Origin of the sequence: Acinetobacter sp. AND/436 (assembly GCF_049546925.1) — a bacterium.
Lineage (GTDB): Bacteria > Pseudomonadota > Gammaproteobacteria > Pseudomonadales > Moraxellaceae > Acinetobacter > Acinetobacter indicus.
In genome coordinates this window covers 307,886-323,800 of record NZ_JBMXBO010000001.1, presented here as the reverse complement: position 1 = coordinate 323,800, position 15,915 = coordinate 307,886, and the positions used below count along the sequence as shown (strand labels likewise).

At 48.3% G+C, this 15,915-nt stretch carries 13 protein-coding genes and 1 pseudogene; 12 read left to right on the top strand and 2 right to left on the bottom strand.

The features are described 5' to 3' along the window. Positions 1-92: 92 nt before the first annotated feature. Positions 93-404: a hypothetical protein gene (locus ACPEPR_RS01565; protein WP_005180544.1), complete on the bottom strand. Its 312-nt coding sequence runs from the start codon at positions 402-404 to the stop codon at positions 93-95. Between the two features lie 570 nt (positions 405-974). On the opposite strand from ACPEPR_RS01565, the gene ACPEPR_RS01560 reads away from it, so the two are divergent. From ACPEPR_RS01560 to ACPEPR_RS01525, 8 genes and pseudogenes are all read left to right on the top strand, one after another. Further along, positions 975-1,994 (top strand): sulfate ABC transporter substrate-binding protein, encoded by a 1,020-nt coding sequence (locus ACPEPR_RS01560; protein WP_005180543.1) that lies wholly within the window; start codon positions 975-977, stop codon positions 1,992-1,994. A 185-nt stretch (positions 1,995-2,179) separates the two neighbouring features. Then, complete coding sequence (gene rsmH, locus ACPEPR_RS01555) at positions 2,180-3,091, top strand: 16S rRNA (cytosine(1402)-N(4))-methyltransferase RsmH (RefSeq protein WP_423561848.1); 912 nt, start codon at positions 2,180-2,182, stop codon at positions 3,089-3,091. Between the two features lie 11 nt (positions 3,092-3,102). Further along, positions 3,103-3,435 carry a cell division protein FtsL gene (gene ftsL / locus ACPEPR_RS01550; protein ID WP_005180539.1) on the top strand — a complete coding sequence of 111 codons (333 nt, stop codon included), beginning with the start codon at positions 3,103-3,105 and terminating at the stop codon, positions 3,433-3,435. A gap of 12 nt (positions 3,436-3,447) precedes the next feature. Further along, positions 3,448-5,279: pseudogene (ftsI, locus tag ACPEPR_RS01545) on the top strand (penicillin-binding protein PBP3). 3 nt (positions 5,280-5,282) lie between these two features. Then, positions 5,283-6,776, top strand: coding sequence for a UDP-N-acetylmuramoyl-L-alanyl-D-glutamate--2,6-diaminopimelate ligase (locus tag ACPEPR_RS01540; RefSeq protein WP_423561847.1), 1,494 nt, complete (start codon positions 5,283-5,285; stop codon positions 6,774-6,776). Between the two features lie 12 nt (positions 6,777-6,788). Further along, positions 6,789-8,198: a UDP-N-acetylmuramoyl-tripeptide--D-alanyl-D-alanine ligase gene (locus ACPEPR_RS01535; RefSeq protein WP_423561846.1), complete on the top strand. Its 1,410-nt coding sequence runs from the start codon at positions 6,789-6,791 to the stop codon at positions 8,196-8,198. After that, complete coding sequence (gene mraY / locus ACPEPR_RS01530) at positions 8,199-9,317, top strand: phospho-N-acetylmuramoyl-pentapeptide-transferase (protein WP_005180530.1); 1,119 nt, start codon at positions 8,199-8,201, stop codon at positions 9,315-9,317. A 65-nt stretch (positions 9,318-9,382) separates the two neighbouring features. Next, positions 9,383-10,186, top strand: coding sequence for a putative RNA methyltransferase (locus tag ACPEPR_RS01525; RefSeq protein WP_411688601.1), 804 nt, complete (start codon positions 9,383-9,385; stop codon positions 10,184-10,186). 42 nt (positions 10,187-10,228) lie between these two features. Here ACPEPR_RS01525 and ponA read toward each other — a convergent pair whose 3' ends face one another. After that, entirely contained in the window at positions 10,229-12,805 is a 2,577-nt protein-coding gene (gene ponA, locus ACPEPR_RS01520; protein WP_423561845.1) for a penicillin-binding protein PBP1a, read from the bottom strand. A 171-nt stretch (positions 12,806-12,976) separates the two neighbouring features. On the opposite strand from ponA, the gene ACPEPR_RS01515 reads away from it, so the two are divergent. Genes ACPEPR_RS01515 through ACPEPR_RS01500 form a run of 4 tightly spaced genes read left to right on the top strand, consistent with a single transcriptional unit; the run spans position 12,977 to position 15,913 of the window. Further along, positions 12,977-14,035, top strand: coding sequence for a pilus assembly protein PilM (locus ACPEPR_RS01515; protein ID WP_104505685.1), 1,059 nt, complete (start codon positions 12,977-12,979; stop codon positions 14,033-14,035). Further along, a complete protein-coding gene (locus ACPEPR_RS01510; protein WP_005180516.1) occupies positions 14,035-14,670 on the top strand; it encodes a PilN domain-containing protein in 636 nt (211 codons plus the stop codon). The genes ACPEPR_RS01515 and ACPEPR_RS01510 overlap by 1 nt, the downstream gene beginning before the upstream one ends. Then, entirely contained in the window at positions 14,667-15,386 is a 720-nt protein-coding gene (locus tag ACPEPR_RS01505) for a type 4a pilus biogenesis protein PilO (RefSeq protein WP_005180513.1), read from the top strand. The genes ACPEPR_RS01510 and ACPEPR_RS01505 overlap by 4 nt, the downstream gene beginning before the upstream one ends. Then, positions 15,386-15,913, top strand: a complete 528-nt coding sequence (locus ACPEPR_RS01500; RefSeq protein WP_045795346.1) for a pilus assembly protein PilP — start codon at positions 15,386-15,388, stop codon at positions 15,911-15,913. Before ACPEPR_RS01505 ends, ACPEPR_RS01500 begins: the two co-directional genes overlap by 1 nt. Positions 15,914-15,915: the final 2 nt, after the last annotated feature.

The window sequence follows — 15,915 nt, the reverse complement described above, 5'->3', positions numbered from 1 at the left end:
TAATGCTTTATTCTGCATTCGATGATCAGGCTGCAACAGCACGCGGCTTGAGGGGGAGTCAGTCGCGCGCAGGTTCAGTTCAATCCGGTCAATTAAGACTGGTTCGAGCTGAAGAAGGATTGTACAAAACGGCTAAAACGCTGGTTTTGTGAAGCAAAGAAATTCTGGGTTGGCGCTGCTTTAATTGACGTCATCATTTTCAGGTCATTATCGGCTTGCAGCTTGTCTGTTTTGGTGGTGCCTAACTGTTCTTTTTGCTGCAACAGAGCTTTTTCAATGAGGGAAGGTTTTGCTGGCGTCATTTTCACCGCAGTATGGGTATTTTTAACCACTGCCGTATGGCTGGTTTGCGCCATCAGGCCCAATCCTAAACTTAAACACAGTACATAGACTGACTGTTTCATCCTGATACTCCCCCAAACTGGTTTTGGATTTAATTTTTCTACGTTGTGGCTACTATATAACCACAGATAAAATGTAAAAAGTGAGAACTGCATCACACTTTTTACAAAAATATAAAAAATGTCAGGCTGCTGGTTACTTCTATTCACATTTCGCTGTTGAGTACATGTTTTAGCAAATAACTGTGAAGAGAAAGTGAAGATCAGCAACAAAACTTATCTTATATCATATTTTTTTATATATAATTATGCAAGTTTCGCATTTTATTGATATGTAACTGGGTATTTAGGTGAATGGATCAAGCGCGGGCTATCTCATCTTAATCTTGCTTTAAATCAGGACATCTCGTTAAGCGTTTGAAAGCCGGGTTTATTCATATTTTTGAATATCTATTCCATAAAAAGCTATAACCTGATTTTGGCCCATCGGTTATGCTGCTTTTTAAAAGAAAAACAAATGATTAAAAGAAAAAATTGCCCATCTTAAAACGAAAGTAAAAATTTTTCTGAATTGCGATTTATGATTTTATTTCATATAGTTAGCATTAATGTAGATAACCTATTTGTGCTGTCATGAAATCTCAAATTAAAGCTTTATTTTCAGCGGCTTTGCTGGCAACCGGCCTTGCGGCAACAGTCAATTCTGCCCAGGCAGCAGATCGTCAATTTTTAAACGTGTCTTATGATGCGACACGCGAATTCTATGATGAATTTAATGCCTCGTTTGGTGATTACTGGAAAAAGCGCACCGGTTTAAGCGTGAATTTCAAGCAGTCTCATGGCGGTTCAGGCAAACAGGCGCGTTCAGTGGTCGATGGCCTGAAAGGTGATGTGGTGACTTTGGCACTGGCCAACGATATTGAAGAAATCGTCAGATCGGGCCAGATCCAGCCGGGTTGGCAAAAAGAGTTCCCGCATAACTCGGCACCATATACCTCAACCATCGTATTTATGGTGCGTAAGGGCAATCCAAAGCACATCAAAGACTGGACCGATTTAACCAAACCGGGCGTACAGATTATTACTCCAAACCCGAAAACCGGTGGTCTGCCACGTTGGGTATACCTGTCTGCATGGGGCTATGCATTGAAACAGCCGGGTGGCAATGAAGCCAAAGCCAAAGATTTTGTCAGCAAGATGTATCACAACGTTAAAGTGATGGACTCTGCAGCACGTGCCTCAATGACCACTTTCGCAGAACGCGGCATTGGCGATGTACTGCTGACCTGGGAAAACGAAGCGCTGGTGACCCTGAAAACACTGGGTAAAGACAAGTTTGATATTGTTTATCCATCGATGTCGATTTTAACCGAGCCTTCAGTGGCAATTGTTGACCGTACCGTAGAGCGCAATGGCAACAAGTGGCTGGCAACCGGTTATATCAACTATTTATATTCACCGCTGGGACAGGAAATGGCAGCCAAACATTTCTATCGTCCACGCAATGAAAAGGTACTGGCTAAGTATGCGCATCAGTTCCCGAAACTGAAAACCTTCACCATTGATGAAGTATTTGGTGGCTGGGCCAAAGCGCAGCAAACCCACTTTGCGAACGGCGCCATCTTCGACCAGATTTATAGCAGCAAACGTTAATTGTCTGCATACTGGTTAAAAATAAATTCAAACAGCCTCCTTGTGAGGCTTTTTGAATATTTGGCAAAATCACAAAACGGTTTTCTCTATGAAAAGTAATATTTCTGTACAAAAAGTCGTTTGGAGCTTTGTCAAAACAAGGTAATAATGTGCAGTTAAATTTTGGCTGTATTGATTGAATCCCTATGTCGCATATTTCTGTATTACTCCACGAAACTGTTGATGCCTTGCTGGCAGAACGCAATACAGGAATTTATGTCGATGGCACCTTTGGCCGCGGCGGGCATACCCGTTTATTGCTGTCCAAATTAGATGAACATGCGCGTGTGTATGCCTTTGATAAAGACCCACAAGCCTTAGCGGTTGCAGCAGAACTGGAACAGCAAGATCCGCGGTTTAAAATTATTCATGCCAGCTTTGCCGATTTAAAGCAGGAACTGGCCGCACGTGGTATTGAACAGGTCGATGGCGTGATGGCCGACCTGGGCGTATCGTCTCCGCAGCTGGATCAGGCTGAACGCGGTTTTAGCTTTATGCAGGATGGCCCGCTGGATATGCGTATGGACAACTCGCAAGGTGAAACCGCGGCAGAGTGGCTGCTGCAGATTGAAGAAGAAGCACTGGCCAATATTATTTTTAAATATGGCGAAGAACGTTATAGCCGCCGTATAGCTAAAGCCATTAAAAACGCCGGTTTGATTGAAACCACCGGCCAGCTGGCCGAAATTGTAAAAACTGCCCATCCAAAATGGGAAAAGCATAAACATCCGGCAACGCGAACATTTCAGGCCATTCGTATTGCTATTAATAAAGAATTAGAAGATATTGATATTTTCTTGCCTCAGGCCGTGGAAGTGCTGAAGCCTGAAGGCCGTCTGGCGGTCATTAGCTTCCACTCTTTAGAGGACCGTTTGATTAAACAGTTTATTCAAAAAGAATCAAGCTTGGCAGAAGATACCGGTTGGGGGCTGCCGCAAGTACAACAAGATACCCGCCGTTTAAAAAAGATTGCTCGTATCTGTGCGAGTGAAGAGGAAGTCAAAGCCAATCCGCGTTCACGTAGTGCGTGGCTGCGTGTGGCTGAAAAGTTAGCTTGAACAGGCGAAGAATGAAAACCAAAGCAGTTGAAAACAATACAGAACAGTCACGACTGAAAAAAATGGTCGTCTATTTGATTTTGTTGGCCCTGGTGTTTATCAGTGCGCTCATGGTGGTCTTTCAGGTGTTTGAATATCGACATGATTATCGTCAGCTCAGTTCTTTTATGCGTGAGCGCGATGATCTCAATGCCGAGTGGGGCCGTCTGCTGATTGAACAGCAGACCTTTGGTGCCACCGCCCAGATCGGGACACGTGCCGTAACCCAGTTACGCATGTATTCACCACCCACCGCACAAACTGTGGTGATTTCATTGCCGACGACTTCAGAACAGAAACAATAGGGCTGGCTGTACATGGTAAATTCGCGTAAGAAGCAAACAGGTAAAAAACAGCAGTCTGTTACCCAAAAAAGCAGTTTAAATGTCGATATGTGGCGCTTCTACCTGATGTGGGGAACGGTGCTGCTGGTCTTTGTAGCGCTGGTCTGCCGGGCCTTTTATGTGCAGATTATCAATCATGATTTTCTGCAGAATAAGGCCAATGCCAATATTCTAAGAACTGAAAAACTCAAAGCCATGCGCGGCGTGATTTACGACCGGCATGGCGTGCCTTTGGCGATTAGTACCCCCATCATGAAAGTGGTGATTGATCCGCGTGATTATTTTGAGGCCAAAGAGCTGTATGACGACACCATGGCCGAGCTGGCCAAAGACCCGAATAACCGCAAACTCAAGCGTCAACTGCCCAATAAAAACCTGAATCTGGATGAACTGGCCGATGCGGTGGGCATGGACCGTCAGGAATTGCATCAGAAAATGCATGAGCGTCCGCGTTCGCGTTATCTGGTGCTGCAAAAAGAAGTACCGCCACAGCAGGCGGAGCTGATCCTGAAGCGCAACTTCCAGGGTGTCTATACCGAGAAAAACTATAAGCGTTATTATCCGCAGCCACAGCCGAATGCCCAGATTATTGGCCTGACCAATAGTGAAGGCACCGGGATTGAAGGTCTGGAAATGCAGCTGAACAGCCGTCTGGCTGGGGTCGATGGCGAACAGCAAATTATCCGTGATAAACGTGGTAACCGAGTTAAAGATCCGGAAGTGATTAAAGAAGTCGAGCACGGTGAAAATATCACTTTAAGTATCGACTCGCGCCTGCAATACATCATGTATCGTGAACTGACCGCTGCCGGCGTGGCCAATAATGCCCGTTCTGCCACAGCCATTGCAGTCGATGTGAAAACCGGTGAAATTCTAGCCATGACCAGCTGGCCATCGTATAACCCGAATGACAAAAAGGGCCTGGAGAACAAAGATGCCATGCGTAACCGCGGGGCAGTCGATTCCTTTGAGCCGGGCTCGACCATGAAGCCATTTACCGTGGCCATGGCGCTGGAAAGTGGTAAATATTCGGCCAATACTGTGGTCAATTTAGGGGGTGGTTCGATGCGTGTTGGTAACCATACCATCCGTGATACCCGCAATTATGGCAATTTGACCCTGGCTGGCATTATCCAGAAATCGTCTAACGTCGGCGTGGCGAAAATTGCCCTGTCTTTGCCCTATCCAACCTTGCCCACCTTCTATAAACGCTTGGGCTTTGGCCAGCGTTCGGCTGTGAAATTCCCGGGTGAAAGTGCCGGTCTGATTCTGCCGCCGAGTAAGTGGAATGTCTCTGAAGTCGCAACCATGTCCTATGGTTATGGCCTGAATGCAACCGTGCTGCAGCTAGCCGATGCCTACGCCATGCTGGCCAATAAAGGCGTCAAGATGCCGCTCAGCCTGTTCAAGCTGGAAGAGCAGCCACAAGGCGAACAGATGATTGATCCAAAAATTGCCGATCAGGTACTGCTGATGATGGAAGCAGCCACCTTGCCGGGTGGAACCGCGACCCGTGCTGCTGTACAGGGATATCGCGTGGCCGGTAAAACCGGTACCGCGCATAAGCTGCGCGCCGACCGTAAAGGTTATTCGCAAAGTGAATACCGTGCCTTGTTCGCCGGGGTGGCACCTGTGAGCGATCCGCGTATTGCGATGATTGTCGTGGTTGAAAATCCGCAAGGTACCTACTACGGCGGTACAGTCTCTGCACCGGTGTTTGCCCGTGTGATGCAGGAATCCTTACGTTTAATGAATGTACCTTTAGATAAACCTTTAGATACAGCACAAATCCAGTAAATAGGTGATGAATGTCCATTACATTTCAAGATCTTTACACCGTTGAGCATGTTGCTGGATGGAGGTCACAACCCTTTGCAGGCTTCAGCTTAGACAGCCGCAAAGTTACAGCAGGGCAAATTTTTATTGCCCTGACCAGTTTTTCGCAGCCTGAAAAAACCGTCCAGTTTGCCGAAGCAGCGTTGGCACGTGGCGCGTTGGCCATTATTGCAGAAACCGATTTGGGTCTGCCGAATCAGCTGATCGTACCGGAGGTACGTCACTTAATGGGGCAGTGGCAAAAACAGTATCTGCATGCCACGCAGCCGCTGCAGGCTGCACGTATTCTGGCGGTTACCGGTACCAATGGCAAAACCACCATCGCCCGTCTGATGGCAGAACTGCTGATGTTACAGCGCAAACCGTGTGCGGTGATGGGCACCACCGGCAATGGCATTTTGCCGAATCTGGAAGCCTCTTCGCATACCACGCTAGATGCCTTACAGCTCCAGCAGGCCCTGCACAGCTATGCCCAGCAAGGCGCTGAATTTGCGGCAATTGAAGCCAGTTCACACGGACTGGAACAGGGTCGTTTAAATGGCTGTAGCATTGAAATTGCCGTGTACAGCAACTTAAGCCGTGACCATCTGGATTATCATGGTACGCTGGAGGCCTATGCTGAAGCCAAAGCCGCGCTGTTCCGTTTTGCCAGCTTAAAAGTGGCGGTCATTAACCTGGATGATGCCTTTGCTGAAGTTATGCTGACCGCCGCGCGTCAGAATCCGGCACAACCAAAAATCCTGACTTATTCCACCACGCAAGCGGCGGATTATCAGGTGCAGAATATCGAATACAGTCTGGCTGGTGCGCAGTTTGAACTGATCAGCGCCCAGCAGCGTTATCGTGTACACAGTCCGTTACTGGGCCATTTTAATGTGGAAAATCTGGTGGCCAGTCTGATTGCCGTTGAGCAGGCCGGATTTGACTTGTCGGATTTAATTGCCAGCGCGCCACAGCTGCAAGGTGCACCGGGACGGATGCAGGTGATTCGTGATGGCGAACGTCTGTTTGTGGTCGATTATGCGCATACACCAGATGCCTTGAAACAGGTGTTAATTACCCTGAAACGGCATGTATCGCAGCAGCTCTGGGCTGTCTTTGGCTGTGGCGGCGATCGTGACCGCGGCAAACGTCCGTTAATGACCCAAGCCGCGCTAGAGCAGGCCGATATCGCCTTGCTCACTTCGGACAATCCACGGACTGAATCGCCTGACCAGATTTTTACTGACATGCAGCAGGGCATTGATTTTAGCGGCCACAGCTATCATGAAATCCGTGATCGTCGTGAAGCGATCAAGTTTGCGGTGAAGCAGGCCCAGCCGGGCGATATCGTGGTGATTGCCGGTAAAGGTCACGAAAATTATCAGGAAATTGATGGGGTGCGACACTGGTTTGATGATGTCGTTGAAGTTCAGGCTGCAATTGATGCCCAGCATCATGCTACCAGCTCTGCCTATCCCGCCTAATCAGGAATTTTTATGCATACTTCAACCACCAGTACTGCGGTCCTAACGCCGTGGAGCGCAGCGCAGTTACAACAGGCTACCCAGGGTTATTGGCTGAATGGTCGTACGCCAAGCACTGAAATTAAACGTATTTTAACCGACTCCCGTCATGCCGAAGCCGGCGATGCTTTTCTAGCACTGAAAGGTGAGCGTTTTGATGCCCACGATTTTGTGGCACAGGTGGCAGCCAGCGGCTGTCAGGTGGCGCTTGTCAGCCAGCCGGTCGATGCCGATATTTTTCAGTTGGTGGTGCCGGATACCCGCTTGGCACTGGGTCATTTGGGTGCTTATCGTCGTGCTCAATATCCCGATCTGAAAGTAATTGCCTTGACCGGTAGCAGCGGTAAGACCACCACCAAGGAAATGCTGGGCAGTATTTTATCGCGTCTGGCGCCGACCTTAATTACCCGCGGTAACCTGAATAATGATTTAGGCGTACCGATGATGTTGCTGGAGCTGCGTCCGGAACATCAATATGTGGTGATGGAGCTTGGGGCCAGCCATCAGGGTGAAATTGATTATACCTCACAGCTGGTACAGCCACAGGTAGCCGGGATCATTAATATCGGCACCGCACATCTGGGCGAGTTTGGTGGTCGTGAGGGTATTTGCCGGGCCAAATCTGAAATTTATGCGCATATTGTGGCAGATGGATGTTCGATTGTACCGGCCGCAGATGACTTTGTTGACACAATCCGTCAGGCGGTTCGCACTGAACAGTGCCTCAGCTTTGGTAACGGCGGGGATGTGTTTGCCACCGATATCGAGCTCCAGCCACAAGCGGCCCGTTTCCAGTTGCATACGCCGCAAGGCGTGCGTGCAGTCGATTTACCGTTTGCTGGTGAACATAATATCCAGAATGCCACAGCCGCAGCGGCGTTTGCGCTGGCGATTGGCATTGGTCTGGATGATATTGTTGCCGGACTGGAACAGGCCCAAGGTGCCAAGGGTCGTCTGAATTTTATTCAGCACGGTGCGCATCTGTTGATTGATGATACCTATAATGCCAACCCGACCTCAATGCGGGCGGCCGGTGAAGTGCTGGCGCAGCAGGAGGGGATTCGGGTCATGGTCATCGGTGATATTGGCGAGCTGGGTGCATCGGCGGCAATTGAGCATTATAAGCTCGGCCGAGATTTGGTGTCGCTCAAAGGCCTGAACTTTGTGGTGGCGGTGGGCGAGTTTGCTCCGGCCAGCCAGGAAGGGGCACGCAGTACCCAATACGGCAAAAAACTCCAGGCCTTTTTGAATCAGGAACAGGCCTTGCCATTTTTAATTAGTCTAGTCGAAACACATCAACCTCAGTCCATGAGTTTCCTGTTCAAAGGTTCTCGTTATACCCATATGGAAACGTTGATGACTGCATTGATGGAGAAACTTTAAATGCTGTTATGGTTGTTTGAACAGCTTGCGGGCTATCACAGCTCGTTTCAGGTGGTTCGTTATTTAACATTACGTTCATTGCTGAGTGTCCTGACAGCGCTCGGGATTGGTCTTTTGCTTGGACCTGTGATGATTCGTAAGTTACAGGCATTAAAATACGGTCAGGCAGTCAGCTCGTTTGCGCCAGAAGGGCATGCGAAAAAAATGGGTACCCCGACCATGGGCGGTGTGCTGATTTTACTGTCGATTGGGATTTCGACCCTGCTCTGGGCCGATCTTTCCAACCCCTATGTCTGGATTGTGCTGGCGGTTATGGTGATCTTCGGTGCGGTTGGCTGGGCCGATGACTGGATTAAAATCCGCTATAAAGACAATGCCGGACTACCGGCACGCAAGAAGTTCTTCTGGACTTCGGTGGCCTCTTTGGGCGCAGGTATTGCGCTGTACTATATTGCCACACAGCAGCCGAACCCGGCGCAAACCGCCGATATGCTGGATGTCTTAATTCCGTTCTTTAAAGATTTCAGCATTCCGTTATCCATGATTCCACTGGGTATTGGCTTTATTATTTTCACCTATCTGGTGATTAATGGTGCTTCCAATGCGGTGAACCTGACTGATGGTCTGGATGGTCTGGCGATCATGCCAATTGTACTGGTTGCGGCCGGTTTAGGTGTATTTGCCTATCTGGCCGGTGATGTGCGCTTTGCCGATTATCTGCATATTCCTTATGTCAAATACGCCTCTGAACTGGTGGTGATCTGTGCCGCCATGATTGGTGCCGGTCTGGCCTTCCTCTGGTACAACGCGCATCCGGCGCAAGTCTTTATGGGTGATGTCGGCGCTTTATCGTTAGGCGCGATGCTTGGCACAATTGCGGTGATGGTGCGTCAGGAAATCGTCTTTGCGATTATGGGTGGCGTGTTTGTGGTTGAGGCGATATCGGTCTTCCTGCAAATCGGCTCACTGCGGATGCGTAATAAACGCGTGTTCTTAATGGCGCCGCTGCATCATCACTATGAAAAGAAAGGCTGGCGTGAAACCCAGGTGGTGATTCGTTTCTGGATTATTACAATTATGCTGGTGGTTTTAGGCTTAATGACCTTAAAATTGCGCTAAGCAAATTGAACTGAAAAGTCGGCGCTTGCCGGCTTTTTTTATGGCAGCAAGCTTGGGAGAAAAACATGAACCTGCTGATGTGTCCTGTCTGTCGTCAGCCCTTAAGCCTGACCGACCGAACATGGCGCTGTGACAACAAGCACAGTTATGATGTGGCCAAACAGGGCTATGTCAATTTGCATGTGGTGCAACATAAGCACAGTAAAAATCCGGGCGATACTCCGGAGTCTGTACAGGCGCGCCGGGCATTTTTAAGTGCAGGACACTATGCACCGCTGCAGCAGGCGGTGGTAGAGAAAATTCGCAGCCTGCGTATTGAAAACCTGCTTGATATTGGCTGTGGGGAAGGCTATTACACCAACGCCATGCAGGCTGAAGTGCTGCAATGTGTGGGCGTCGACATTGCCAAAAATGCAGTACAAGTGGCGGCCAAGCTGAATAAAGGCGTGACCTGGGTGGTTGGAACCGGTGCGACTTTGCCGGTTTTGGATAAATCAATTGATCTGTGTACCAGTCTGTTTAGCCCGATTCCAAAAGCGGAAATTCTGCGGGTGCTGAAACCGGAAGCTTATCTGATGGTGGTAACCCCGGGACCGCAGCATCTGTTTGCGATGCGCGAAGCCTTGTTTGAAGAAGTTAAAGTGCATGAACCACAGAAGTTTGTGGAACAGCTAAAAGATGTGTTTGAGTTGGTCAGTGAAGATGTGGTTGATGCAGCAATGTGCTTAAATCAGAGCGATTTAAAACATCTGATTGCGATGACGCCATATGCCTATAAGGCCAAACCGGAACGCCGTCAGGCGCTGGAGCAGCAGGATCAGTTCCCGCTGAATGCGCAATACCAGATATATCTGTTTCAGAAAAAGTAAGTCCTAAAAAAAGCCCTCAGTTGAGGGCTTTTTGTTGTGCGTTTATAAGACTTCATCAATCAGGTTTTCAATCGCATCAGGGCGAGAATTCTGCTGCTGATTTTGCGCTGGTTGTTGCGGCTGTGCCGGTTGCTGTGGCTGAGGCTGCACTGGTGGTGGAGTCGCCTCATCCGGAATCAGGATTTCCTCACCCGGCAAATCATCAAAATCATGCTGCGGTGCAGGCGCGACCGGTGCCGGCGCAGGACGATACAGCGGACGGGCCAATGGCGGTGATGAACGATAGCGCTGCTGCAACTCCTGGTCCATGCTGTCATTGCTGGCACTATCGCGGCTTAGCTGGTTGCCTTTACGGTCCAGACTGACCCAGGCTTCCGGTGTACCTTGCAGGGCTTTACCCATAAACTCGGTCCAGATCGGCAGGGCTGCGACACCGCCATATTCACGACGACCCAAAGTCGTTGGCTGGTCAAAACCGACCCAGGAAATGGTCACCAGTTTACCATTAAAGCCGGCGAACCAGGCATCTTTGGCATCGTTGGTGGTTCCGGTTTTTCCACCAATATCATTACGGCCAATACGCAGGGCAGCGCGTCCGGTACCGTACTGAATCACATCACGTAGAATATTGGCCATATCATAGGCCGAGCTGGATTTTAAAATACGCTGTGCCTGACGATACTGGCTGCGTTCAATCTTGTTGGCTGGCGCTGCATCTGCAGTTTGGATTGACTGATTGGTGACTTCAATCACTTCATCATCTGGCGTTTTTACTTCAGCTGTTTCAGGATTTTTTTCATCTTCACTGATACAGGCAATGCAGGCATATTCAGGATTGGCCTGATAGATGGTTTTGCCATACGCATCTTCAATACGCTGAATAAAATGCGGCTGTACCCGATAACCGCCATTGGCAAAGGTGGCATAGCCGGTGGCCATTTGCACCGGCAGCACCTGTGGCGTACCTAAGGCAATGGTGTAGTTACGTGGAATCTGGTCTTCCTGCAAGCCAAAATCCATAAATAGCTGGCGGGTACGGTCCAGACCAACCGTTTGGAGTAAGCGGACTGAAACGGTATTTCGGGATAAATACAGCGCACGGCGTAAAGGAATCATGCCCAGATAGCGGCCATCCGAGTTACGTGGTGACCATTTGCCAATGGTAATTGGCGCATCATTCACCATGGTATGCGGTGTCATGCCGCGTTCCAGCGCCATCGCATAAACAAAGGGTTTGATAATTGAGCCTGGCTGGCGCCAGCCTTGCAAGGCACGGTTAAAGGTCGATTGATAAAAGTTATAACCGCCGACAATGGCTTCAATCGCGCCATTGTTTGGGTTAATTGCAATCAGCTGCCCCTGAACTTTTGGAACTTGCACCAGTGACCAGGAACTTTTGTTCTGGTTAGGGCGTAAACGGACAATATCGTTAACTTTGACAATTTGAGCTGCCCGGTTTGGTGCTGCGCCAACACTATTGGCATTGCGATAGGGACGCGCCCAGGACATGCCAGACCACGGGACAGTGACGGTAGAACCATCCTGCATCAGGGCTTCAAAAGAATTGTTCAGGACTTTGGTGACTTGTGCGGGATAGGTGTTGGCAAAGGCACGAAAGTCACTCAGTGGCTGGTCATGCGCTTCGGCACCGCGCCAGCCATGACGGCGGTCATATGCTTCTAGACCATTTTGCACCGCCTGCTCGGCATAAGCCTGACGTTTACTGTCAATGGTGGTGTAAACCTTATAACCAGAATCAACCGCCTGCTTGCCGAATTTTTTGACCAGTTCAGCTCGGACCATTTCCCCAACATAGGGGTGAATATTACTGATACTGCGATCCGGCATATCCAGGTTAATTGGCTCGGCAATCCCAGCCTGATATTCATTCTGGTTGATATAACCGAGTTGCAGCATCCGGCCCAGAATCCAGTTGCGACGTTCTAAGGCACGTTCCGGATTGACCACTGGATTGTAACGTGATGGCGCTTTTGGCAGACCAGCAATCATCGCCATTTGCGCAATACTTAGTTCTTCCAAGCTTTTGTTATAGTAAATTTTGGCTGCTGCCGCGATCCCGTAAGCATTTTTACCGAGAAAGATTTTATTGACATACAGGGTCAGAATTTCTTCTTTGGACAGGTTCTGTTCAATTTTTCGGGCTAGAAAAATTTCAGTCAGTTTGCGTCTTAAAGTGCGTTCCGGGCTTAAATAATAGTTCTTGGCCACCTGCATGGTGATGGTCGAGCCACCGGTTTGCACATTAGAACCGGTTACCGCTTCACTCACCGCACGGCCTAGGCCTTTAAAGCTGATGCCGCTATGTTCGAAAAAGGCCGAATCTTCAGCCGCTAAAAAGGCATAGATAAACTTTTCGGGAATCTGGTTGTACTCGACAGGTACAGAAAGTTTGCCACCATACTCTGCAATTAACTGATTATCCGTGCTATAAACTTGTAAAGGCTTCAAAAGAGGCGCTTTTTTTAGAGTGGTCATTTCCGGCAAAGATGGGGCAATATAGAGATACATGCCATAAAAACCCATCGGAATGGAAACTAACACAATAATTATGAGCAAAAAAAATGGATGAACACGGCCCGAACAAGATAGCTTTTTCATAACAAGTAAGTTTTAATAAGAGCTAATGGCAAACTAATTGCTGGTCAGTATAGCCTTTACCCATACGGATTGTTAGATGAGTTATTGTATCCGTACAAAAATATAGACCACAAAGCAACTTAGTGAATGACATTTTTTTTGGGGATAAAAAAATAATAGGAAAAACTTATTGTGCGCAGGTTATATCGTAAACCGAGTAAGGGGTTAATAGGTGTAGATATTAGTTCTACTTCTGTTAAGTTATTGGAGCTCTCTGTAAAGAATGATCGTTACTGGGTGGAAAGTTACGCCTTGGTACCGCTCCCAGAGGGCAGTGTGGTTGAGAAAAATATTCTGAATCCTGAAGCTGTAGGGGATGCGCTCGAGCGTGCCTTTAATTTGGCCAATACACCGACAACAGCTGCCGCTTTAGCGATTCCAACCTCAATGGTAATTAGCAAGACCATTGAGATGGATGCCGATATGACGGATGACGAACGTGAAGTTCAAATCCGGATGGATGCAGAGCAATATATTCCTTTCCCATTAGATGAAGTTAGCCTGGACTTTGAGGTGCTGCCTGATCGTCTGGCCAATCCAAACCGGGTCAATGTTTTGCTGGTGGCGACACGACTGGAAAATGTCGAGAGTCGCTGTGAAGCGATTGAACTGGCCGGTTTAACCCCAAAAGTGGCAGATGTCGAAAGCTTTGCCATTGAAAATGCCTTTAAAGTCTTCGCCGATACCTTGCCGATGGGGGTAAATACCATTGGTGTGTTAGACATTGGTCATACTATGACCACGCTGTCGGTACTCAAAGACAATAAAATTATCTATACCCGCGAGCAGGTCTTTGGTGGCAAGCAGCTGACCCAGGAAATCCAGAACCGTTATGGTCTGTCCTTTGAAGAAGCCGGCCGCGCCAAGAAAAGCCGTACCTTGCCAGATGATTACGATATTGAAGTGCTGGAGCCATTCCTTGAGGCGGTGGTACAGCAGGCGGCACGTTCGCTGCAGTTCTTCTTCTCTTCATCGCAGTTTAATGAAATTGACCATATTCTGCTGGCCGGTGGGAATGCCAATATTCCGGGTCTAGCCAAGTTGCTGCAGCAAAAACTGGGTTACCGCGTCACCATTGCCAATCCGTTTTTACAGATGGGTTTCTCCTCCAAAATTGATATTAAAAGAATTGAAAGCGATGCCTCTTCATTGATGGTGGCATGTGGCTTGGCATTGAGGAGTTTTGATTAATGGCAAAAATTAACTTACTCCCTTGGCGTGATGAGCTAAGAGAAAAACGAAAAAAAGAATTTATTGCGGTTTGTATTGGGGCTGCATTAATTGGGGTGCTGGCCGTGACGCTGGCATGGTTCTATTACAATCATAAACTGCAGGATCAGGAACAGGCCAATCAGCTGGTGATCAGTACCAACCAAAATCTGGATGTACAGTTAAAGTCGCTGGAAGGCCTGCAAGAGCAGCGTAATGCCATTGTCGAGCGCATGAAGCTGATTCAGGGTCTGCAAAGTCAGCGTCCGGTCGCGGTACGTTTGGTCGATGAGCTGGTCCGCGTTACCCCAAGTAGCATGTATTTGACCAAAGTGGCCCGTATTGGCAATAAATTTACCTTTGAAGGCAAGGCCGAAAGTCCAAACACGGTAGCAGAGTTCCTGCGTAATCTGGAAGCATCGCCATGGTATCGTAACGCCTTCATGAATTCTTTCTTGGCCGTTGAAGAAAATAAAAACAAGGCACCAAGTTCGGTTGTTCCACGGGTAGAAGAAAGCTATGGCAGCTTCGTGGTAACGGCAGATTTGGATGAAATTGCACTTCCAGGCACAGCACCTGCGTCTGGTACTCAAGCAACAGCGGGGGCAGTACAATGAGTCTCGATCAATATGAAGAAATGAATCAGGATCCTGTTGCTGCGCCAAAGAAAAAAATGACGCTGGATAAATTCCTGCAGCAATGGAATACCTTAGATCCGAATAACTATGGCAGCTGGCCGTTTTCCGTCAAGCTGACCATCTGGATCTTTATTATTATTTTAATTGCCTTCCTGGGCTATTTCCTGGCCATCAAGCCGAAGCTGGATGCAATTTCCAATGCGCGTGCACAAGAGCAGAACCTGCTGAATGAGTTTCGTGAAAAAGATTCCAAACTGCGTAACTTGCAGCAATATCAGGCGCAGTTACAGGAAATGGAAGCCAACTTTAACCAGCAGCTACAACAGTTGCCAAAAGAAACCGAAATTCCAGGTCTGGTTGAAGATGTCAACGTTACGGGTGTGAATTCAGGCTTAAGATTTAAAAATATCCGTCTGGAAAATGAAATCAAGCAAGAGTTCTTTATCGAGCAGCCAATTTCGATTGAAGCCACCGGTGATTATCATGCTTTTGGTTCTTTTGTGAGCGGTACAGCCGCTTTACCGCGAATTGTGACCATGCATGATTTCACTATTACTGCCGGTGAAAACAAGGAAAAGAAAACCGATATTCCACAAATTACCTATGTCGCGAAAGCCAAGACCTATCGCTATGTCGGGAATACCGATGCACAGGCCGGGAATAGCACGACTCCAGCCACAGGAGCAGCACAATGATGAAATTTGAAAAACTTTCGTTGGTTCTGGTGTTGGGCCTACTGGCTGCAGGCTGTGATTCACGTATTGATGCCGTGAATGCACAAATGGCAGAAATCCGTAATCAGCCGCCGTTGCCGATTGAGCCGGCACCGACTTTTGAGCCAGCACCTGTATTTAACTATGCAGCACATCAGCTGAAAAGCCCGTTTATGCCAAGTTCTCTGGCGGCCGAGCTAAAGATTATGGCGGGTAAACGGGTTTATCCAAACCTGTCGCGCCAGTTGCAGCCTTTAGAAAGCTATGCACTGGAAACCTTAAGCATGAAAGGTAGCATGCGCGGGCAACGCGGCGAGATTCTGGCCCTGATTCAAACTCCAGATGGGGAAATTGAACGGATTCAGCGCGGCAGCTATATGGGCTTGAATCATGGTCGGGTCATCAATATCACACCGACACAAATTGACTTAATTGAGATTATTCCAGATGGTCGCGAAGGGTATGTTGAACGTCCAAGAAGTCTAGTACTGATTGGGCCGGCGCCATAAAT

Coding starts and splice junctions, on each gene's coding strand:
- ACPEPR_RS01565 (WP_005180544.1), bottom strand. CDS start 404: ATGAAACAGTCAGTCTATGTACTGTGTTTAAGTTTAGGATTGGGCCTG.
- ACPEPR_RS01560 (WP_005180543.1), top strand. CDS start 975: ATGAAATCTCAAATTAAAGCTTTATTTTCAGCGGCTTTGCTGGCAACC.
- rsmH (WP_423561848.1), top strand. CDS start 2,180: ATGTCGCATATTTCTGTATTACTCCACGAAACTGTTGATGCCTTGCTG.
- ftsL (WP_005180539.1), top strand. CDS start 3,103: ATGAAAACCAAAGCAGTTGAAAACAATACAGAACAGTCACGACTGAAA.
- ACPEPR_RS01540 (WP_423561847.1), top strand. CDS start 5,283: ATGTCCATTACATTTCAAGATCTTTACACCGTTGAGCATGTTGCTGGA.
- ACPEPR_RS01535 (WP_423561846.1), top strand. CDS start 6,789: ATGCATACTTCAACCACCAGTACTGCGGTCCTAACGCCGTGGAGCGCA.
- mraY (WP_005180530.1), top strand. CDS start 8,199: ATGCTGTTATGGTTGTTTGAACAGCTTGCGGGCTATCACAGCTCGTTT.
- ACPEPR_RS01525 (WP_411688601.1), top strand. CDS start 9,383: ATGAACCTGCTGATGTGTCCTGTCTGTCGTCAGCCCTTAAGCCTGACC.
- ponA (WP_423561845.1), bottom strand. CDS start 12,805: ATGAAAAAGCTATCTTGTTCGGGCCGTGTTCATCCATTTTTTTTGCTC.
- ACPEPR_RS01510 (WP_005180516.1), top strand. CDS start 14,035: ATGGCAAAAATTAACTTACTCCCTTGGCGTGATGAGCTAAGAGAAAAA.
- ACPEPR_RS01505 (WP_005180513.1), top strand. CDS start 14,667: ATGAGTCTCGATCAATATGAAGAAATGAATCAGGATCCTGTTGCTGCG.
- ACPEPR_RS01500 (WP_045795346.1), top strand. CDS start 15,386: ATGAAATTTGAAAAACTTTCGTTGGTTCTGGTGTTGGGCCTACTGGCT.